Raw genomic sequence first — 20481 nt, 5'->3', positions numbered from 1 at the left:
ATAACGTCAATTCTGAAAAAAGAGATTGACATCAATCTGAGACTTCTTTATGATAAACGTATTCTTTATTCTGAAAATTACATACTCAACATTTTCTATCCAGAGAGGTGGAGGGACTGGCCCTATGAAACCTCGGCAACATTATTGTGCCAATTCCAGCAAGCGTCAGCTTGAAAGATAGGAAAGCAAGGTTTATACCGGCGTCTGCCTGTAACAGAGCGCGCCTATATATGAATCTCTTTCCATCTTCGGAAAGAGATTTTTTTTATGAAAAATACGATGAAAAGGATGTTTTGCACCATGACGGTTTTGGTTACAGCACCGTACAACGAAGAAGGACGAAAAGAGCTAGAAAACTTGTTTGGCTCAGTTGCTTATCAATCTTGGAAGGAACAAGGCCGGGCATATCGGGAAGATGAACTCATTCAGCTGCTAAAAGCAACAAATGCGACAGGCTTGATTACTGAGCTTGATCAGGTAACAGACAGCGTATTTGCTTCTGTTCCCGAATTTTCATTTGTCGGTGTTTGCAGGGGAATGCCCTCCAATGTGGATGTGGCAGCTGCCTCAAAAAGAGGCATACCTGTTTTTTATACACCAGGGCGGAATGCACAAGCCGTTGCTGAAATGTTTATTGGAAATGTGATTACCTTTCTCCGCCATACCAGCGTCTCGAATCAATGGCTGAAGGATGGAGAGTGGGACAGGGATTACTTACAGGCTTATGTCAAATTTAAAGGAAATGAGCTAACAGGAAAAACGGTTGGCATGATTGGGTTCGGCGCAGTCGGGCAAAGGATTGCAAAACTGCTGACTGTGTTTGACTGTAAGATAAAATATTACGATCCATACATTCAAGACGATCATCCGTTGTATGAAAAAGCATCTCTTAAAACGGTGTTTTCAGACAGCGATATCGTTTCTGTCCATCTGCCTCGCACTGAGGAAACACTCGGACTGATAGATCGGCAATATTTTGATCTGATGAAACAGAGTGCGATTTTCGTTAATACTTCAAGAGCAGTTGTTGTAAACCGTGAAGATCTTTTATTTGTATTAAAAGAACATAAAATCAGAGGTGCGATATTAGACGTTTTTTATCATGAACCTCCAGAGGAATCAGATTATGAATTGATTTCATTGCCTAATGTTCTGGCAACACCGCATCTCGCTGGAGCAACATTTGAAGTGGAGGATCATCACGTGACGATACTGAATAAAGCCCTCAAAAAGTGGAAGGGTGAAAAAACTCTTAATATTCCGACAATGTATAACAAGGACGAACTGAAAACAGGGGTATAAGAAAGGAGGCTAACAGAATGAAAAAACAAAAAGGCTATCTCGTTTTTGATATTGGCACAGGCAATGCGAGGGTAGCGGTCGTGAGTGTAACCGGCAGTGTTTTAACAGTTGAATGGGAGGACATCGTGTATTCCACAGAGACGCTTTACCCGGACAGCCGTTATTTTTCTCCTCAGGTGCTGTGGAAGCAGGTGATGAATTTGGCAAAACGTGTGCTATCCCGTTCGTGTGATATTGACATCATTGGTTTGACATCGACGAGCCAAAGACAGGGGATTGTTTTGATTGATCAAAACGGCAATCCTTTTCTCGGGCTGCCGAACATCGATAATCGCGGCCGAGAGTGGGAGGCGGGCATTCCCGATCGGGAAGAGATATACAGCAGCACAGGCCGCCTGCCAACTGCACTTTTTTCTGCGCTCAAGCTTTATGGATTAAAACAGCGCCAGCCCTCTTTATGGGAAAAGACTGCAAGCTTTACAAGCATCAGTGATTGGGTGACGTACCAACTGAGCGGAATATTAACATATGAACCATCACAGGCAACAGAAACCCTGCTATTTGATGTGAAGCAAAACACTTGGTCAGAAGAGATGTGCGACATTTTCGGCTTTTCTCCATCTATCCTTCCGCCTCTTGTAAGAGCGGGAACAGCAATTGGAACGATAGCAAATGAATATGCATCCGAATTAGGCCTTTCAATAAATGCTAAGGTTATAGCAGGGGGCGGGGATACACAGCTGGCTGTCAAAAGCACCGGAGCTGGACTTGAGGACATTGTCATTGTATCAGGGACAACAACGCCAATAACCAAAATTACTGCGGATCATGGCGACACAAAACATAAAGCCTGGCTGAACTGTCATACGGATCAAGGGCATTGGCTTGTGGAAACGAATCCGGGAATTACCGGCTTGAATTATCAAAAATTAAAACAGATTTTTTATCCGAATGAAACGTACGAAGTAATGGAGGAGGAGATTTCTGCACTTGCAAAAGAAGACCATGCATGTGTAGCGGCTCTCGGCTCTTATTTATCGGCTGAAAAGAATGCGTTAACGAGAGGCGGTTTTCTTTTTGATGCCCCGCTGTCAGCACATTTAAAGAGGGCACATTTTGTACGTGCAGCGCTAGAAGAGATCGCATTTTCAATCAAATGGAACTTTGACATTTTAACAGAGGTTACTCCGTTTGAACGTGACTATGTTTGGGTGTGCGGAGGGGGATTCCAAAGCAAAGCGCTCACTCAATATATCGCGGATCTTCTTCAAAAAAAGGTCTATGTCCAAGAGGGATATCATCAGGCATCTGTCGTCGGTGCTGCAGTCATTTGCAATGAAACCTTTCAATTAACGGAGGAGATGTCAGCAAATGTCCGGGTGATCGAACCGAAGGACTGTCAGATAGAATTGGCTTTATATGAGGAATGGAAGCAAACACAGCGCTTTTTTTCAGGATCAGAAAGCAAAGTATTAATTTAAGACGGCATTTCTGCTGTTTTGAGGAATCATTTAATTTTCAACTTTAATAAGGTAATACGGTAATGAATATTAGCATCTAAGGAGGAGACAGATATGTTGGATAAAATAGGAATACCGAAGCGGCTTGCCTGGGGATTTTTAGGGGTTGTTTTGTTTATGATGGGAGATGGCCTTGAACAAGGCTGGCTCAGTCCTTTTTTGATCGAAAACGGGCTCACCGTTCAGCAGTCCGCTTCTATTTTTAGTATATACGGAATTGCGCTTGCCATAGCTTCCTGGTTTTCGGGTGTATGTCTCGAAGCATTTGGCGCAAAACGAACGATGTTTATGGGGCTGTTGTTTTATGTGATCGGTACAGCTGCTTTTATCGTATTTGGATTTGAACAGCTGAACCTGCCAGTGATGTATGTGACTTACTTCGTAAAAGGGTTAGGTTACCCGCTTTTTGCTTATTCTTTCTTGACATGGGTCATTTACAGAACACCGCAAAGCAAACTGAGCACTGCTGTCGGCTGGTTTTGGATAGCATATTGCCTCGGCATGTTTGTGTTCGGCGCTTGGTACTCAAGCTACGCGATCAAAGCGTTCGGTTATTTGAATACGCTTTGGAGCTCTATTTTCTGGGTATGTCTCGGTGCATTTTTTGCATTGTTTATCAATAAAGACCGTTTTGAAAAGAAGAAAAGAAAAAGATCAGAAACAGCCGAGGAGCTTTTAAAAGGGGTTACGATTTTATTTACAAATCCGCGCGTGCTTACAGGCGGAATCATCAGAATCATCAACAGCATTGGTACATATGGTTTTCCAGTCTTTTTGCCGATGCACATGGCCCAGCATGGAATTTCAACCAATGTGTGGCTGCAAATTTGGGGAACGATTTTCCTGGGGAACATTGTGTTTAACCTTATCTTTGGTATTGTCGGCGATAAATTCGGCTGGAAAAATACTGTTATTTGGTTCGGCGGAGTCGGCTGCGGCATTTTCACCCTCTTATTATACTACGCACCTGTTTTCTCCGGCGGAAGCTTAGCGGTTGTCAGCGTGATCGGCTTTATTTGGGGCGGTTTGCTGGCAGGCTATGTGCCTATTGGTGCAATTGTGCCGACGGTGGCAGGAAAAGATAAAGGGGCAGCCATGTCTGTATTGAATTTGGCTGCAGGTTTATCAGCGTTTGTCGGCCCCGCACTCGCTTGGCTGTTCATCGGTCTCGTCGGCGCGCAAGGCGTGGTCTGGATCTTTGCGGCCCTTTACGTTGCGAGTGCAATCATGACGAAATGCATTCATATACCTGAAGAAAAAGCAGTAAAGGAGGATACATCTCCTCAATATGCATCTTAAGTAGAAAGCGCCCTGTTTGAGGGGCGCTTTTTATCATTTGTTCAGCAATGTAAGGATTTCCGATACGGAATGACGCAAAAATGATTGATCTGGACAGGATTTCACCATCACAGTCAGCCGATAAGAAACAGAATATAAGTCTGAGCCGTTTGTTCCACGTTAATTTCACGTCTTAGCTCGCCCGAATGTTCTCTCAAAACAGATTCATAACGCTTTATTCTTCATTGAATTCTCGATGACGAGCCATCAACATTACTCTTTCTGAATCGATCAGAATATTACTATTCTATTAATTATCGAGGGATTCTAAAGAAAAATAGACAACATATTGACAATATAGCGAGAAATGTTATGATTAATAGACAATAAGTTGTCTATTCAAGGAGGGAACATCGTGGATTATTCTAAGGAACTGAAAGATTTATTTTTAATGCAACAGTCTTACGCTACACTTTTTTCCACATTAAACAAAATCCAATCACGCGGAGACGATTATTATGAAAGCTTAACGTCGAGGCAATTTATGACGATGGTTGCCATACTGCATTTACCGGAAGAGGAAACGACATTCAACAACATTGCAAAAAAATTAGGCACTTCAAAACAAAACATCAACAGACTTGTCAGCGGTATTGAAAAAAGAGGTTATGTCATCACTGTACCAAGTAAACGCGACAAGCGTGCAGTTAATGTGAAGATTACTGATTCAGGAAAGCGTGTCATGGAGGAATGCGGTGAAAAAGCGGTGTATTTTATGGCCGATCTATTTAAAGGCTTTTCGACGGAAGAGCTGGAAACATTGTGGATTTTATTGAAGAAACTGTACAGTTTTGATGGAGAAGAACAGGATGGTTTTGAAGAAGACGCTGCTGATTTTGACATTGAACAAAATCGAGACAATTTGAAAACAAATTTATTGCAGGAATTCGCAAAACGGAGAAAGTAAAAAGGAGAACCAACTATGAACAACGTAGCAATAGTAGAAAACTTGAAAATGCAGTATAAAAACAAAACGGCAGTAGATGGGATTTCGTTCGAAGTGAGAGAGGGGGAAGTGCTTGGCTTACTAGGTCCAAATGGTGCAGGAAAAAGCACAACCATTCATATTTTATCAGGAGTATTGTCGGCCAGTTCCGGAAACGTTTCGATATTGGGCCATAGTGTGAAAAAAGGGTCAAAGGAAATGAAGAAAGGCATCGGGATTGTGCCTCAAGATATCGCGATTTATGAGGAGATTTCAGCTGAGAAAAATGTTCGTTTTTTTGCCAGTCTTTATTCTCTTAAAGGAGAAGAACTGAAAGCCCGAGTCAAAGAGGCTTTGGAGCTCGTACAGCTATATGAACGGAAAGATGACAAGCCAAAGACGTTTTCAGGCGGGATGAAAAGAAGATTAAACATTGCGTGCGCCATTGCCCATCAGCCGAAACTGATTATCATGGATGAGCCCACGGTAGGAATCGATCCGCAATCCCGGCATCACATTTTGGAATCGATAAAAGAGCTGAAAACAAAAGGCGCAAGCATCATTTACTCTACACATTATATGGAAGAAGTCGAGGCGATTTCAGATCGTATTATGATCATGAATGAAGGAAGAATTATTGCCAATGGAACAAAAGAAGAGCTGTACAGAGAAGTCAATAAAGAAATAACATACGCTTTTCAACTGGCGCATGTTCAGCGATTAAATAAAAACTCGATTAGAGAAATCATAGGAGTGACAGGAGTTGATTTCTCTGACCATCAACTAAATGTTACCGTTCAAAAGAACCAAGATCACCTGAGTGAAATCATATTAGAATTGAGTGCCCAAGGTTGCAGCATCCTAAACATGAACAAAAAAGAGGCATCGTTAGAAACGGTATTTTTAGAGCTGACGGGAAGAAATTTAAGAGATTAGGAGAGCAAAATGAGTTTGTTAAAATTGATAACATTTGATTTTATGAATATTTTAAGGAATCCGGTTCTTGTAATAGCCAATACGGCCTTTCCTTTCATTCTCATTCTGGTCATGGGCTTTGTTACGAAAAGCAGCTTTGGAGCAGGCGGGGTAAGTTCTTATGATTATTACGGAGTGAATATGATGATTTTCACTGCAGCTCTGATTGCTATGACGACCTCTAATACGTTTATGGAGGAAAAGGTGAAGAAAGCGAACCTTCGTATTGTGTATGCGCCGGTTTCGACAACTAGTATCTATCTTTCTAAATTACTATCAACCTTTATATTCAGTGTCATTATGTACAGCATGAATGTGTTGATAGCCCAAACGATTTTTCATTTGAACTTTGGAGGACAATATCTTACGTATTTCATGCTTTTATTGTATGTATTTTTATTTTTCGGTTGCTGTTTTGGCACAATGTTCTGCAGTTTGTTCAAGAATGAAGAACAGGCGAATGGGATTATGCAAATTCCGATAGCTTTTTTTGTTTTCTTTGGTGGCGTATTTTTCGGAATTCATAGATTTGGAGATACCGTCAATCAGATATCGATTCTTTCTCCGATTAAATGGGTAACAGAATGTTCATTTCGTCTCATTTATGATCATGATTTCAGTATGCTGCAGCCTGTTATGTCAGGACTAATATTGGCTTCAATCATTTGTATTGCCGTTTCTCATGTTGTATTTAAGCCGGAGGGATATATATGCTGAGTTTATTCCAAAACAGGTGGGAGCGAATCCTGACCAAAAAAGCCATTATTATCATTGCATTAATCATTATCCCTCTGATGATTGGCGTTGCGATTATGTTTTCCGGGAAGCCGGTTTTCAAAGAAACAATCGCTTTTGTTACAGAACTGGACGAAGTTCATCATTTGCCGAGTGATTCTGCATTTAGAGTGGTAACGGTACATCAGAAGCCGAAGTTTTCTGATCTGATGTTAGGGAAATATGCAGCCATTGTAGAAAAAAATCAACTTGATTACAAAGTAACCACGTTGAAAAGTAAAGCGGATCAAAAAATGATTCAGCAATTTTTTGAGACTGGAGAAATGCCAGGCAGCTACCGGGGAGAGGATAAATTAAGGACTGAACGGGGAACGGGAACGAATATATTAGGCTTTATCATGATGCTTGTATTGATGCAAGGTGTGGCATTAGCTGCGTTATATCCAGAAGACCGGATGCTCAAAACCTTCAAAAGGATTTTAGTGTCTCCCGTGCATGTGGGGAAATATTTGTTGGTTCAGTTTATCTTTACTTTTTTATGTTTATACATACCCACTTACTTGGCCATCCTAATTACAAATGTACTCTTTCATGCTGAAATTGGTTTCCGTTTAAATATTCTTGCTGGGTTACTGGGTGTTCTTACAGTGCTTGCAACAGCATTCGCTATCTTTATGGCTTCTGTGATGGATCGAAACATCAGTTTGATGACGAGTGGTATCAGTGTGATCACGTGTGTATTGTCAGGCTGTTTTATTTCTTTTGCTCCACATCATCCAATATTGAATGCCCTTTGTGCGATACTGCCGCAAAAAGCGTATATGACTTTCATTCATGGGGTAGAAATGGGGGATTCAATGTGGGAATACAAAACTCAGGTTATTTATATTTTGATGTGGTCGGCTGCGTTTTGTTTCCTTGGGGATTTTATCACAAGAAGAAGAACCAATAAAGGGATTTATGAGTAGGGGAAAAAGTTATTAGCATTGTTTTAAGAGATGAAAATTTTGTAGGGATTGATCAAGAATCAAAACGTCACAGCTGATGCAGGTCATGAATCGGACATTTTAAAGGAAAAGGGATGTGGCACAGACCAAGAGAATACCGTCATTCTCTTGGTTTCACAATAGAGTACACATTTGTATCATTTGGAGTCCCATTTTGATACATGTACTGTCTTAAAACACCTTCTTTTTGAAAACCCATTTTTAGAAGCAGACGATTTGATGCTTCATTAGCAGTAAATACAACTGCGCCAATACGCGTCAGTCCAAGGGCAGAAAATCCGTAAGATACGACCTTTGAAAGGACTTCTGATGCAAATCCGTTTTGCCAATGCTCCGGGATGATTTCATAACCGATTTCCGCGCGCCTATGCTTTTGGGCCAGAGCGTGAAAGCCTATTGTTCCGATCAGTTCTTTAGTGTCCAGTCTTTCAATTCCCCACCGTATACCGCGTTTTTCTTGATAGAGGGCAGCAAAAGTTTGAATCATTGAAATGGCCTGTTCTTTAGATTCCATGTTTTCAAGCCCATAATAGCGTGTCACCTCATCGTTTGAGAAACAAGCAAAAATGGCTTCCGCGTCCTGATCTGTGATTTGCCTAAGTATAAGCCGATCCGTTTCTAATATAGGAAACATTCAACCACTCCCCACATTTGTGTTTTTGTTTATCATATCCCTTTTATTTCCTCTTTTCTATAGCGAAATCAACCAATGCAGCAAAGGAACGAATTTGTGTTTCTAGTTGCTCTTTGTTTTTGTTGAATTGTTTCAAACGATGGCCGTTCGCGCCTGATGGATGGGGAAAGCCGTTAAGGCAAATCAAATTCTGGAGGCTGTGCTGTCTGATCAATGTTTCACATACTGTTTCGGCCGCTTTTCCTAACGGAATGAGAAGAGCTGGTCCCGTCACATGGTTAAGCTCCGCAGGGAAGTGCCCAAAAGCATAAGTGCTTAGAATAGGAGAATGAGTGATAGCCGGTTTGTATCCGGTATAGTTTTTTTGCTGGATAAAGACAGGATATTTAATAACGGAAGTTGTATGGAGCATATGCCGTAATTCTCCAAAAAGTTTTGCGGCGCTTTGAATGCCAAAAGCTTGCGGCAGCCCGCATAAATCCAGCATGGTGATAAGGTTATGTCTCATCGACCCGGAGAAACCCGCTGCTATTTTTGTATCTACCGCCATTTGCTCAAGAGTGCGGCCCTGCCGCAGACTTTCGACTGCTGTTTCGTACGCTGTTTTCATCTGGGAAAAACCCGGCGTGATCCCGGCAATCACAATCGTAGCAGTCCGATTGATATATTCATTATGAGGTGAATAGTAGATGTCAAGTTCATTTTCTTGATGGAGATGAAATGGAGAAATAAGTAAATCCGACTTTGTAAGTGAAGAGGGAAGAGAATGTAGTTTTTCTGCGAACTCCTTTAAGCAACTGTGGTTTACAATCATGCGAAAGCCTCCTCAAAAAATGATATCCCATTGTCCATTCTGATCGAAACAACGGGATATCATTCATCATGACCTGCTATTTAAATGACCAGCCTGCCACACCTCTTTAACAGCTTTAGGAACTTCTTTTACTTCAGCTGCGGTCTGCTGAAACGCGGATTTTTTCATTTGGACATCCTGCTGAATCTTCTTTTGTTTTTGCGTCAGCAGATCTGTTTCTGTTTTTAATCCTTCGATTTGTTTTTGCATAGCCTGCGTAACAGAGGAAAGCTCCTTTAGTGCAGGGTCCATTTTTTTCTTGTTTTGAATCACGGTAACTCCTAAGAAGATAATAGAAACTGCTAATACTGCAAGACTGATATAAACAATAATCATATGTTCACTCCTTTTCTTATGTCATTACCCTGTATCCGTTTTTTTAATCAGAAGAAATGATATTTACACAGTTCGTTTGATTTGCGTATTGGATGTATTGTACTTATAATGTGATATCGTACATATGTAAACAAAGAAAGGGTGCTTCAATTGCAAAGTTTACAACATAAAACTGCACTAATCACAGGCGGAGGCAGAGGAATTGGCCGCGCTACTGCTCTGGCGCTTGCCAAAGAAGGCGTGAATATCGGGTTAATTGGCCGGACTTCCGCTAATGTAGAAAAAGTGGCTGAAGAAGTCAAAGCGCTTGGTGTAAAAGCTGCATTTGCTGCTGCAGATGTAAAAGATGCCGATCAGGTTAACCAAGCTGTAGCTCAAGTGAAGGAACAGCTTGGTGATATCGATATCCTCATTAATAACGCCGGCATCAGCAAATTTGGCGGTTTCTTAGATCTGTCAGCCGATGAGTGGGAAAATATTATTCAAGTCAACCTAATGGGTGTGTACCATGTCACGCGCGCGGTGCTTCCGGAAATGATCGAACGCAAAGCCGGAGACATCATTAATATTTCATCTACAGCGGGCCAAAGAGGAGCAGCTGTAACAAGTGCTTACAGCGCTTCTAAATTTGCCGTTCTCGGGTTAACAGAGTCTCTTATGCAAGAAGTGAGAAAGCATAATATCAGAGTCAGCGCGTTAACGCCGAGCACTGTCGCTAGTGATATGTCTATCGAATTGAACTTAACAGACGGTAACCCTGAAAAAGTTATGCAGCCTGAGGATCTTGCTGAGTACATGGTGGCACAATTGAAATTAGATCCACGCATTTTCATCAAAACAGCGGGATTATGGTCAACAAATCCTTAAAAATGAAAACCTGTCGAAAGACAGGTTTTTTTTATTTGAATGAAATCCGTACCGGTAAAATGCGATATGTAAACCTGACAATCGTTTAAATTGAAGATAGCAGTAAATGCAGGCTATAATAGAACTAAGAAAACTATGTACCAAATGTTCAGTCGAAATTTATTTTTTCCTCTACACTATAATCAGTAAACATGAAATGACTGGACTATCAGTCTTTAATATAAAGAAGGAAAACAATGAAAGAAAATTGAATATTTAGTACATAGTGTTGTCAGTGACAGAAGAAGGAGTGCATATGATGAAAGAAGAAAAAAGGAGTTCAACAGGCTTTTTAGTGAAACAGCGCGCATTTTTGAAGCTTTATATGATAACGATGACAGAGCAAGAGAGACTCTATGGGTTAAAGCTGCTTGAAGTACTTCGGTCTGAATTTAAAGAGATTGGTTTTAAACCAAATCATACAGAAGTATACCGGTCTTTGCATGAGCTTCTTGATGACGGGATACTAAAACAAATTAAAGTAAAAAAAGAAGGGGCTAAGCTCCAGGAAGTCGTCCTCTATCAATTTAAAGATTACGAAGCTGCCAAGCTATATAAAAAACAGCTGAAGGTAGAGCTGGATCGCTGTAAAAAACTGATTGAAAAAGCTCTCTCAGATAATTTTTAATAGAAACAAACACCCGGCGCAGCAGTGTGAACCGGGTGTTTTCTGCTTTTCATTATACATATTTGTCGAAAAGAAACAATACAAATCAATGATGACCTTCAAACTTGACATCATTTCCTCACGTGGTAACATTTTAAACGTGTGAAAATGCGAACAAAAAAGCGAACAAAGGAGATGTTACCGATCTTTGATCAAAAGAAAGTAGCCTTTATAGGAGCAGGATCTATGGCGGAAGGAATGATATCAGGTATCGTTCGTGCCAACAAAATCCCGAAACAAAACATCTGCGTTACAAACCGCAGCAATACAGAGCGATTAACTGAACTTGAACTTCAATATGGAATCAAAGGCGCCTTGCCGAACCAACTATGTATTGAAGACATGGATGTGCTCATTTTGGCAATGAAGCCAAAAGACGCCGAAAACGCTCTGTCATCACTAAAATCACGTATTCAACCCCATCAATTAATATTGTCGGTCCTTGCCGGCATAACCACCTCTTTTATTGAACAATCATTGCTTAATGAACAGCCGGTTGTCAGAGTGATGCCCAACACTTCCAGTATGATTGGCGCTTCTGCAACAGCTATTGCCCTTGGCAAATATGTGTCGGAAGACCTGAAGAAGCTGGCCGAAGCATTGCTCGGATGCATGGGCGAAGTCTATACAATCCAAGAAAATCAAATGGATATATTCACCGGAATTGCAGGCAGCGGCCCCGCGTATTTTTATTATTTAATGGAATTCATTGAAAAGACAGGCGAGGAAGCGGGCCTCGATAAACAGTTATCTCGAAGCATCGGCGCACAGACACTTTTAGGTGCCGCAAAAATGCTCATGGAAACAGGAGAACATCCTGAGATCTTAAGAGATAATATCACGTCACCTAACGGAACGACAGCAGCGGGGCTGCAAGCCTTGAAAAAAAGCGGCGGCGGAGAAGCGATTTCTCAAGCGATAAAGCATGCGGCTAAGCGTTCAAAGGAAATCAGCGAAGATATCGAAAAAACTGCAGCGCCGCTATCAGGAGTGATAAAGTGACGCCTGATACAAGCATGAAAAGAGTCGTTGTGAAGATTGGAAGCAGTTCATTAACAAGCCTTCATGGAGAAATCAGCATTCGTAAATTAGAAGCGCTGGTCGACCAGGTCGTCAAACTCAAAGACGCCGGTTATGAAGTGATTTTGGTTTCCTCAGGCGCAGTGGCGGCGGGATATCGGAAGCTCGGATTTATCCAAAGGCCCGAGAAGCTTCCAGAAAAACAAGCATCAGCTTCAATCGGCCAGGGATTGCTAATGGAGGCTTATTCAAAGCTGTTTTTGGCACACGGCTATGTCGCATCCCAAATTTTAATTACGAGAAGCGATTTTTCTGATGAATATCGATACAACAATGTCAGGAATACAATGAATGTACTGCTCGAGCGCGGCATCATCCCGATCATAAACGAAAATGACACAGTTACCGTCAATCGGCTCAAGTTTGGCGACAATGATACGCTCGCAGCAAAAGTCGCAGGATTGATTGATGCAGATATGCTTGTGATTTTATCAGATATAGACGGATTATATGACGGCAATCCGCGCACAAATCCAGAAGCGAAAAGGATACAGCGGGTGAGTGAAATAACACCTGACATCGAAGCATGCGCAGGTGACACTGGAAGCATCGTTGGCACCGGCGGCATGCGCTCTAAGCTTGATGCGTTTAAAATCGTAATGGCGTCTGGCATTAAAGGTTTCCTAGGTCAGGCAGATGCTGGCGATATTTTATACCACGCCGTTCATGAACAGGCGGAAGGCACCTATTTTGAAGCAGAAGGAACGCTTCCGTTGAATCAAAAGGAGCAATGGATCGCTTTTAATTCCGGTCCGGAAGGTGAAATGATTTTATCAGATGATTGTTCACGAAAAATAACAAACGGACAATCGAGTTTATACCTAGACGGTGTACAGAAGATTAAAGGGAAATTCAAAAGCGGTTCAGTTGTTCGGCTGATGGATTCAAAAGGGACGGAAATCGGCCTTGGAATCGTCAATTACTCTTCTGTACAGCTTCAAGAACCGGAAAAGAAAAAGGAACTGACAAATAGAGCTCTAATTGATCAAGAAGCATTTGTTTGCCATGTGGATTTTTCTTTACCTGTAAATTAATTTGCAGAAAAAAACCCGAAGCTTCTATATAGAAGCTCGGGTTCATTTTTTTTATTGATACTGCTCCAGCTTAGAGAAAAATTGAATGACAAACTCATAAAAATCATTCGCGGAAGGCGCAAGCTCTCTATTTTTCGGTTTAATGATTCCGACAGTCCGTTTTACTTGAGGGAACTCAATTGGAATTTTCACAGTAAAACGAGGTGTTGTTTCAGCAAAAGTACTTTCAGGCAGAAGGGTAACGCCCATTCCTGCGGACACTAACCCTTTGATCGCATCCAAATCCTCACCCTCCGTGGAAACGAGAGGAGCAAAGCCTGCTTGTTTGCAAGTATCGATTGCCATCTCTCTAAGTACAAATCCTTCCGGGAACAATACAAATTGGTCGTTGCGCAAATCGATTAAATGAACCGTTTTTTGTTTAGCAAGCGGATGATTTAATGGAACAAGCGCGTAAATTTTTTCAGTAAATAATATTTTTCCCGTTATGTCAGAGAAATTCGTCGGCACCGGCCCTAATAAGGCCAGATCAATATCGCGGTTTCTGACAGCTTCAATCAGAAACTTATAGGAGCCTTGGCGCAGCAAAAATTCGACGTGCGGATATTCTTCTTTAAACGCTGAAATGACAGTCGGCAAAAGCTGGCTGGCGAGGCTTGTAGGAAAGCCGATCTTTACCGTTCCGCGATGCGGGTCAAGATACTCATCAATTTGCTCTTTCGCATAATCAATGGCTTTCATCGCCGTTTTCACATGAATCAAAAATTCTTTTCCGATTGGCGTGAGTTTGATATTTCTCCCTTCACGCTCAAATAAGGTCACATTTAATTCTTCTTCAAGATTGGCAATTTGTCTGCTGATTGCTGATTGGGCCACATGCAAATGATCAGCGGCTTCTGAAACGTGTTCTCTTTCAGCCACCTCCATAAAATAACGCAGTTGGCGCAGCTCCATGTTTGTCTCACATCCATCTATCTCATTTTGAGATTCTTTTGATCTAAATTATATATTGTTTATATCGTTTTGAAAACCTACAATGATTATAGAGTTGTTAGATTTTATGACCGGTATTATCGGAAATTGATCGGGGGAGAGGAATTATGACGTACAATCAAATGCCAAAAGCTCAAGGTCTCTACCGTCCTGAATTTGAACATGATGCATGCGGAATCGGCCTATATGCACACTTAAAGGGCAAGCAGACTCACGACATTGTCAAACAAGGACTTAAGATGCTTTGCCAGCTAGACCATAGAGGAGGGCAAGGCAGTGATCCGGATACAGGAGACGGAGCCGGCTTACTGGTTCAAATCCCTGATGCTTTCTTTAGAAAAGAGTGCAAAGACATCAATCTGCCAGAAAAAGAACGTTACGGGGTAGGAATGGTCTTTTTCTCACAGAAGGAAGATGAAAGAAAAAAAATTGAAAAGCAAATCAATGCACTGATTGAACAAGAAGGCCAAGTCGTTCTTGGATGGAGAACTGTACCTGTAAATGTCGGAAAAATCGGAACAGTGGCGCAAAAAAGCTGTCCGTTTGTCCGTCAGGTATTTATCGGCGCAAGTTCTGATCTAAAGGACAATTTATCTTTTGAACGAAAATTGTATGTCATTCGTAAACAGGCTGAAAATTGGGGAGTAACGGAAGGTCTTGATTTTTATTTTGCCAGTCTTTCAAGCCAGACCATTGTTTACAAAGGCCTTTTAACACCTGAACAGGTTGATGCATTTTATTCTGATCTGCAAGACGAAGCATTCGTTTCTGCTTTTGCGCTTGTTCATTCACGCTTCAGTACCAATACATTCCCTACATGGGAAAGAGCGCATCCTAACCGCTATTTGGTTCACAACGGTGAAATTAACACCCTTCGCGGAAATATCAACTGGATGAGAGCACGTGAGCAGCAATTTGTTTCTGAAAGCTTCGGTGAGGACTTAAACAAGATTTTGCCGATTCTCAATGCTGATGGCAGTGACTCTTCCATATTGGATAACGCATTTGAGTTTTTTGTGATGGCTGGACGCAAACCGGCACATACGGCAATGATGCTCATTCCAGAGCCTTGGACGGAAAATACGCATATGTCCAAGGAAAAAAGGGCGTTCTACGAGTACCATAGCTCCCTGATGGAGCCTTGGGACGGACCGACAGCCATTTCATTTACTGACGGTAAACAAATCGGGGCGATCCTTGACCGGAACGGTCTCCGTCCGGCCCGTTATTATGTCACAAAAGATGATTATATTATTTTCTCATCTGAAGTAGGCGTTATTGAAGTTGAACAGGAGAACGTTTTATATAAAAACCGCCTTGAGCCTGGGAAAATGCTTTTAATCGACCTGGAAGAAGGCCGTATTATCTCCGATGAGGAAGTCAAAACACAAATTGCAACTGAGTATCCGTATCAAAAATGGCTTGAAGAAGAGCTTGTACAAGTAAATCCTGATCCGGAGTCAAGAGAAGAAGAACAATTTAGTGATCTTCTTACTCGCCAGAAGGCATTCGGATACACATATGAGGATATCCAAAAGTATCTAATTCCTGTTATTAAAGAAGGCAAAGATCCCCTTGGTTCAATGGGGAATGACGCTCCGCTTGCTGTACTTTCTGACCGAGCGCAATCACTGTTTAACTACTTTAAACAGCTGTTTGCACAAGTAACGAACCCGCCAATCGACGCGATTCGTGAGCAGCTTGTCACTTCAACGATGACTTGGCTCGGTGCGGAAGGCGATCTTCTTCATCCAAGTGAACGAAATGTTCGCCGGATTAAACTGTATACACCTGTTTTATCCAATGAACAGTTTTACGCATTGAAAACGATTGTTCATCCTGATTTAAAAAGCCAAAAAATTGATGTGCTGTTTTCAGAGGATCTTGAACGCGGTTTAAAGGACATGTTCACACAGGCAGAGAAAGCCATCAGCCAAGGCGTAAGTTTGTTAATTTTATCAGACAAAAAGATGAACGAACGACTGACACCAATTCCGCCGCTTCTGGCAGTAAGCGCACTGCACCAGCACTTAATCCGCAAAGGGCTGCGTACGAAGGTCAGCATAATTGTGGAAGCGGGAGAAGCACGTGAAGTGCATCACTTTGCAGCGTTAATCGGTTATGGCGCAGATGCGATTAACCCTTATCTCGCTTATGCGACCTACAAGCAGGAAATTGATGAAGGCCGTTTGGATATCAGCTATGAAGAAGCGGTTAGCAAATATGGAAAAAGCATTACTGAGGGCGTTGTAAAAGTGATGTCCAAGATGGGAATTTCAACTGTGCAAAGCTACAGAGGCGCCCAAATCTTTGAGGCGGTAGGAATCAGCCGCGATGTGATCGACCGCTATTTCACAGGTACTGCATCACAGCTAGGCGGCATCGATTTACAAACAATTGCAGAAGAGGCACAGCGCCGCCACCGGGAAGCGTATCAGGATGATTACAGCAAAACGCTTGAACCGGGAAGTGACTTCCAATGGAGAAATGGCGGAGAGCATCATGCGTTTAATCCGAAAACGATTCATACTTTGCAATGGGCGTGCCGCAGAAATGATTACAATCTGTTTAAACAGTATACAAAAGCGGCTGATGAAGAACGCATCGGATTTTTGCGGAACTTGTTCGCATTTGACGGAAACCGCAAGCCTTTGAAGTTGGAGGAGGTTGAATCCGCTGAATCGATTGTCAAACGTTTTAAAACGGGTGCGATGTCATTCGGGTCCTTGAGTAAGGAAGCGCACGAAGCTTTAGCAATCGCAATGAACCGTCTTGGAGGAAAAAGCAACAGCGGTGAAGGCGGAGAAGATCCCAAACGCTTTGTTCCAGATGAGAACGGCGATGATAGAAGAAGTGCGATCAAACAAATTGCATCCGGACGGTTTGGTGTCAAAAGCCATTACCTCGTCAATGCTGATGAGCTGCAGATTAAAATGGCTCAAGGTGCTAAGCCGGGTGAAGGCGGGCAGCTTCCTGGCAACAAGGTATATCCATGGGTTGCCGATGTCCGCGGGTCAACGCCAGGTGTCGGATTAATCTCACCTCCGCCACACCATGACATTTATTCGATTGAGGATTTAGCCCAGCTGATCCACGATTTGAAAAATGCCAACCGTGACGCAAGAATCAGCGTAAAGCTGGTGTCAAAAGCAGGTGTAGGAACAATCGCTGCAGGTGTTGCCAAAGCGACTGCAGATGTCATTGTGATCAGCGGCTATGACGGAGGTACAGGCGCTTCTCCGAAAACCAGTATTAAACATACAGGGCTTCCGTGGGAGCTTGGCCTTGCAGAAGCACATCAAACACTAATGCTGAACGGACTTCGTGACCGTGTTGTATTAGAAACAGACGGAAAGCTCATGACGGGCCGCGACGTTGTGATGGCTGCCTTGCTCGGCGCCGAAGAATTTGGTTTCGCAACGGCTCCGTTAGTTGTACTCGGCTGTGTCATGATGCGTGCCTGCCATTTGGATACATGCCCTGTCGGTGTAGCGACACAAAATCCAGAGCTTCGCAAAAAGTTCATGGGAGATCCTGACCATATTGTAAACTATATGCTGTTCATTGCCGAAGAGGTTCGAGAGTACATGGCTGCGTTAGGCTTCAAGACATTTGATGAAATGATCGGCCGCACTGATGTACTTCATGTAAGTGAACGGGCAAAGGAGCACTGGAAAGCAAGCCAGCTTGATTTGTCTACCCTTCTTTATCAGCCTGAAGGGGTGCGGACGTTCCGATCGCCGCAAAATCATAAAATTGATCAATCGCTTGATATCACAACAATTCTCCCGGCTGTACAAGAAGCCATCGAATCTGGAAAAGAAGCTGATATTTCGATTGAAATCAATAATACAAATCGTGTAGCCGGAACGATAACCGGCAGTGAAATCTCAAAGCGTTACGGAGAAGAAGGTCTTCCTGAAGATACAATCAAGCTGCACTTTACCGGATCAGCCGGCCAAAGCTTTGGAGCTTTCGTTCCTAAAGGGATGACGCTTTATTTGGACGGAGACTCAAATGATTACGTCGGAAAAGGGCTTTCTGGCGGAAAAATCATCGTCAAGTCACCAGAAGGATTCAACTCTGCTTCGGATGACAATGTCATTATCGGCAACGTGGCTTTTTACGGTGCGACAAGCGGAGAAGCATATATTAACGGACGTGCTGGTGAACGCTTTGCCGTTCGAAACAGCGGTGTGAACGTAGTTGTAGAAGGCATTGGCGACCACGGCTGTGAATACATGACTGGCGGCAGCGTTGTCGTTCTCGGTGATGTAGGCAAAAACTTTGCGGCAGGTATGTCCGGCGGAATCGCTTATGTACTGACCGAAGATGTCAAAGCGTTTAAACGCAAATGCAACCTTGAGATGATTTTATTTGAATCATTAGAGGATGAGAAAGAAATCCAGCAAATCAAAGCAATGCTTGAAAGACATACTGCGTATACAAACAGCCAAAAAGCAGAAGATCTGCTAGATCAATGGGAAGACAGTGTGAAAAAATTCGTCAAAGTCATTCCGAAAAACTATAAACAAATGCTCGCAAGCATCGAAGAGCAAAAAGCTGCAGGTTTATCAGATGAAGAAGCCATCATGTTCGCTTTTGAGGCCAACACGAAGCCAAAGCAGAATACAGCAGCATCGGGACAAAAACAAGCGGTAGTACAGTAAGGAAGGGGAGAGGAACATGGGGAAACCAACTGGATTTATGGAGATCAAACGAGAAAAACCTGCGGAGCGGGACCCTCTCACTCGCTTAAAGGATTGGAAAGAATATTCTGCTCCTTTTTCAGAAGAAGCATCGAAACGGCAAGGGGCGCGGTGTATGGATTGCGGTACACCGTTTTGCCAGATCGGTGCGGACATTAACGGATTTACATCCGGCTGTCCGATTTACAACTTAATTCCTGAATGGAACGATCTTGTCTACCGGGGCAGATGGAAGGAAGCATTGGAACGTCTGTTGAAAACAAACAACTTTCCTGAATTCACAGGGCGGGTATGTCCCGCTCCTTGTGAAGGATCATGCACTTTAGCGATTTCAGACCCGGCCGTATCAATTAAAAACATCGAGCGGACCATTATCGATAAAGGATTTGAGAACGGCTGGATTCAACCTAGAATTCCAAAAAAACGAACAGGCAAAAAAGTTGCTATCGTCGGGTCGGGCCCAGCCGGACTGGCGAGTGCTGACCAGCTGAATCAAGCGGGGCATTCTGTCACTGTTTTTGAGCGCTCAGACAGAGCGGGCGGCCTTTTAACATACGGCATTCCAAACATGAAGCTTGAGAAGGGCATTGTAGAACGCCGAATTAAATTGCTGACGCAAGAGGGAATTGATTTTGTCACGAACACAGAAATCGGTGTTGACATTACAGCTGATGAGCTAAAGGAGCAATTTGATGCTGTGATCTTATGCACAGGCGCTCAAAAACAGCGGGACCTCTTAATTGAAGGACGCGACTCAAAAGGAGTCCATTACGCAATGGACTACCTCACACTTGCAACAAAAAGCTATTTAGATTCTAATTTTAAAGACAAGCAATTCATTGATGCCAAAGGGAAAGATGTCATCGTAATCGGAGGCGGAGATACAGGAGCTGACTGTGTGGCTACCGCTCTGCGTCAAAAAGCCAAAAGCGTGCACCAATTCGGCAAACACCCGAAACTTCCGCCAGCCCGCACGAATGACAATATGTGGCCTGAACAGCCACACGTCTTTACGCTTGAATATGCATACGAGGAAGCAGAAGCAAAATTCGGAAGAGATCCGAGAGAATACTCCATTCAAACGACAAAAATGGTCGCGGATAAAAACGGAAAGCTGAAAGAGCTTCATACCATCCAAATGGAAAAAGTGAAAAATGAGCATGGAAAATACGAGTTCCGCGAGCTGCCTGGAACGGAAAAAGTATGGCCTGCTCAGCTTGTCTTTATCGCTATCGGCTTTGAAGGCACAGAACAGCCGCTGTTGAAACAGTTCGGTGTTGATTCAGTAAATAACAAAATCAGTGCAGCATATGGGGATTATCAAACAAATATCGATGGTGTATTCGCCGCAGGGGATGCAAGAAGAGGGCAAAGCTTAATCGTATGGGCGATTAATGAAGGCCGTGAAGTGGCGCGTGAAGTGGATCGATATTTGATGGGGAGTTCAGTTCTTCCGTAAATAAAGGG

17 protein-coding genes and 1 riboswitch are annotated in these 20481 nt (G+C 42.8%); of the genes, 13 read left to right on the top strand and 4 right to left on the bottom strand.

What is annotated here, in order from left to right:
• Positions 1-92: 92 nt before the first annotated feature.
• Positions 93-184, top strand: a riboswitch (SAM riboswitch).
• 83 nt (positions 185-267) lie between these two features.
• From MHI44_RS00655 to MHI44_RS00625, 7 genes are all read left to right on the top strand, one after another.
• On the top strand, positions 268-1302 hold the full coding sequence (locus MHI44_RS00655) for a 2-hydroxyacid dehydrogenase (protein WP_339202670.1): 1035 nt from the start codon (positions 268-270) through the stop codon (positions 1300-1302).
• A 17-nt stretch (positions 1303-1319) separates the two neighbouring features.
• Positions 1320-2783 carry an FGGY-family carbohydrate kinase gene (locus MHI44_RS00650; RefSeq protein ID WP_339202668.1) on the top strand — a complete coding sequence of 488 codons (1464 nt, stop codon included), beginning with the start codon at positions 1320-1322 and terminating at the stop codon, positions 2781-2783.
• A gap of 93 nt (positions 2784-2876) precedes the next feature.
• Positions 2877-4121 (top strand): MFS transporter, encoded by a 1245-nt coding sequence (locus MHI44_RS00645; protein ID WP_106073465.1) that lies wholly within the window; start codon positions 2877-2879, stop codon positions 4119-4121.
• A 394-nt stretch (positions 4122-4515) separates the two neighbouring features.
• Positions 4516-5067, top strand: a complete 552-nt coding sequence (locus tag MHI44_RS00640; RefSeq protein WP_014479988.1) for a MarR family transcriptional regulator — start codon at positions 4516-4518, stop codon at positions 5065-5067.
• A gap of 15 nt (positions 5068-5082) precedes the next feature.
• Positions 5083-6021: an ABC transporter ATP-binding protein gene (locus MHI44_RS00635; RefSeq protein ID WP_069322625.1), complete on the top strand. Its 939-nt coding sequence runs from the start codon at positions 5083-5085 to the stop codon at positions 6019-6021.
• Positions 6022-6030: 9 nt separating this feature from the next.
• Entirely contained in the window at positions 6031-6777 is a 747-nt protein-coding gene (locus tag MHI44_RS00630; protein ID WP_069322624.1) for an ABC transporter permease, read from the top strand.
• Entirely contained in the window at positions 6771-7763 is a 993-nt protein-coding gene (locus MHI44_RS00625) for an ABC transporter permease (RefSeq protein WP_069322623.1), read from the top strand. The genes MHI44_RS00630 and MHI44_RS00625 overlap by 7 nt, the downstream gene beginning before the upstream one ends.
• A 139-nt stretch (positions 7764-7902) precedes the next feature.
• Here MHI44_RS00625 and MHI44_RS00620 read toward each other — a convergent pair whose 3' ends face one another.
• From MHI44_RS00620 to MHI44_RS00610, 3 genes are all read right to left on the bottom strand, one after another.
• Positions 7903-8436, bottom strand: coding sequence for a GNAT family protein (locus tag MHI44_RS00620; RefSeq protein ID WP_339202662.1), 534 nt, complete (start codon positions 8434-8436; stop codon positions 7903-7905).
• A 43-nt stretch (positions 8437-8479) separates the two neighbouring features.
• Entirely contained in the window at positions 8480-9250 is a 771-nt protein-coding gene (locus MHI44_RS00615; protein ID WP_085187593.1) for a hypothetical protein, read from the bottom strand.
• A gap of 66 nt (positions 9251-9316) precedes the next feature.
• Complete coding sequence (locus tag MHI44_RS00610) at positions 9317-9625, bottom strand: DUF948 domain-containing protein (RefSeq protein WP_339202660.1); 309 nt, start codon at positions 9623-9625, stop codon at positions 9317-9319.
• Positions 9626-9775: 150 nt separating this feature from the next.
• Between MHI44_RS00610 and MHI44_RS00605 the strand changes: the two genes are divergently transcribed.
• The 4 genes from MHI44_RS00605 (at position 9776) to proB (ending at position 13312) form a co-directional block, all read left to right on the top strand.
• Entirely contained in the window at positions 9776-10492 is a 717-nt protein-coding gene (locus MHI44_RS00605) for a 3-ketoacyl-ACP reductase (protein ID WP_004399223.1), read from the top strand.
• Between the two features lie 298 nt (positions 10493-10790).
• Positions 10791-11159: a replication termination protein gene (gene rtp / locus MHI44_RS00600; protein ID WP_003220337.1), complete on the top strand. Its 369-nt coding sequence runs from the start codon at positions 10791-10793 to the stop codon at positions 11157-11159.
• Positions 11160-11306: 147 nt separating this feature from the next.
• Positions 11307-12200, top strand: coding sequence for a pyrroline-5-carboxylate reductase (gene proC / locus MHI44_RS00595; protein ID WP_010886524.1), 894 nt, complete (start codon positions 11307-11309; stop codon positions 12198-12200).
• Entirely contained in the window at positions 12197-13312 is a 1116-nt protein-coding gene (gene proB, locus MHI44_RS00590) for a glutamate 5-kinase (RefSeq protein ID WP_042975927.1), read from the top strand. Before proC ends, proB begins: the two co-directional genes overlap by 4 nt.
• Positions 13313-13363: 51 nt before the next feature.
• On the opposite strand, the gene gltC is transcribed toward proB, so the two are convergent.
• Positions 13364-14266 carry a glutamate biosynthesis transcriptional regulator GltC gene (gltC, locus tag MHI44_RS00585; RefSeq protein WP_004399246.1) on the bottom strand — a complete coding sequence of 301 codons (903 nt, stop codon included), beginning with the start codon at positions 14264-14266 and terminating at the stop codon, positions 13364-13366.
• Positions 14267-14412: 146 nt separating this feature from the next.
• Here gltC and gltB point away from each other — a divergent pair, with 146 nt between their 5' ends.
• Together gltB and gltD are read left to right on the top strand one after the other, a co-directional pair.
• Positions 14413-18975, top strand: coding sequence for a glutamate synthase large subunit (gene gltB, locus MHI44_RS00580; protein ID WP_339202657.1), 4563 nt, complete (start codon positions 14413-14415; stop codon positions 18973-18975).
• Positions 18976-18991: 16 nt separating this feature from the next.
• On the top strand, positions 18992-20473 hold the full coding sequence (gene gltD / locus MHI44_RS00575; RefSeq protein WP_014479972.1) for a glutamate synthase small subunit: 1482 nt from the start codon (positions 18992-18994) through the stop codon (positions 20471-20473).
• The last annotated feature ends 8 nt before the right edge of the window (positions 20474-20481 follow it).

Source organism: Bacillus sp. FSL K6-1366 (assembly GCF_037976695.1).
Taxonomy (GTDB): Bacteria; Bacillota; Bacilli; order Bacillales; family Bacillaceae; genus Bacillus; species Bacillus subtilis.
Note: the sequence above shows the minus strand (reverse complement) of the source record. Positions and strands in the feature narration are given on the sequence as shown.

Coding starts and splice junctions, on each gene's coding strand:
- rtp (WP_003220337.1), top strand. CDS start 10,791: ATGAAAGAAGAAAAAAGGAGTTCAACAGGCTTTTTAGTGAAACAGCGC.
- MHI44_RS00635 (WP_069322625.1), top strand. CDS start 5,083: ATGAACAACGTAGCAATAGTAGAAAACTTGAAAATGCAGTATAAAAAC.
- gltC (WP_004399246.1), bottom strand. CDS start 14,266: ATGGAGCTGCGCCAACTGCGTTATTTTATGGAGGTGGCTGAAAGAGAA.
- MHI44_RS00610 (WP_339202660.1), bottom strand. CDS start 9,625: ATGATTATTGTTTATATCAGTCTTGCAGTATTAGCAGTTTCTATTATC.
- MHI44_RS00615 (WP_085187593.1), bottom strand. CDS start 9,250: ATGATTGTAAACCACAGTTGCTTAAAGGAGTTCGCAGAAAAACTACAT.
- proC (WP_010886524.1), top strand. CDS start 11,307: ATGCGAACAAAAAAGCGAACAAAGGAGATGTTACCGATCTTTGATCAA.
- MHI44_RS00630 (WP_069322624.1), top strand. CDS start 6,031: ATGAGTTTGTTAAAATTGATAACATTTGATTTTATGAATATTTTAAGG.
- gltB (WP_339202657.1), top strand. CDS start 14,413: ATGACGTACAATCAAATGCCAAAAGCTCAAGGTCTCTACCGTCCTGAA.
- MHI44_RS00625 (WP_069322623.1), top strand. CDS start 6,771: ATGCTGAGTTTATTCCAAAACAGGTGGGAGCGAATCCTGACCAAAAAA.
- MHI44_RS00650 (WP_339202668.1), top strand. CDS start 1,320: ATGAAAAAACAAAAAGGCTATCTCGTTTTTGATATTGGCACAGGCAAT.
- MHI44_RS00620 (WP_339202662.1), bottom strand. CDS start 8,436: ATGTTTCCTATATTAGAAACGGATCGGCTTATACTTAGGCAAATCACA.
- MHI44_RS00645 (WP_106073465.1), top strand. CDS start 2,877: ATGTTGGATAAAATAGGAATACCGAAGCGGCTTGCCTGGGGATTTTTA.
- MHI44_RS00655 (WP_339202670.1), top strand. CDS start 268: ATGAAAAATACGATGAAAAGGATGTTTTGCACCATGACGGTTTTGGTT.
- gltD (WP_014479972.1), top strand. CDS start 18,992: ATGGGGAAACCAACTGGATTTATGGAGATCAAACGAGAAAAACCTGCG.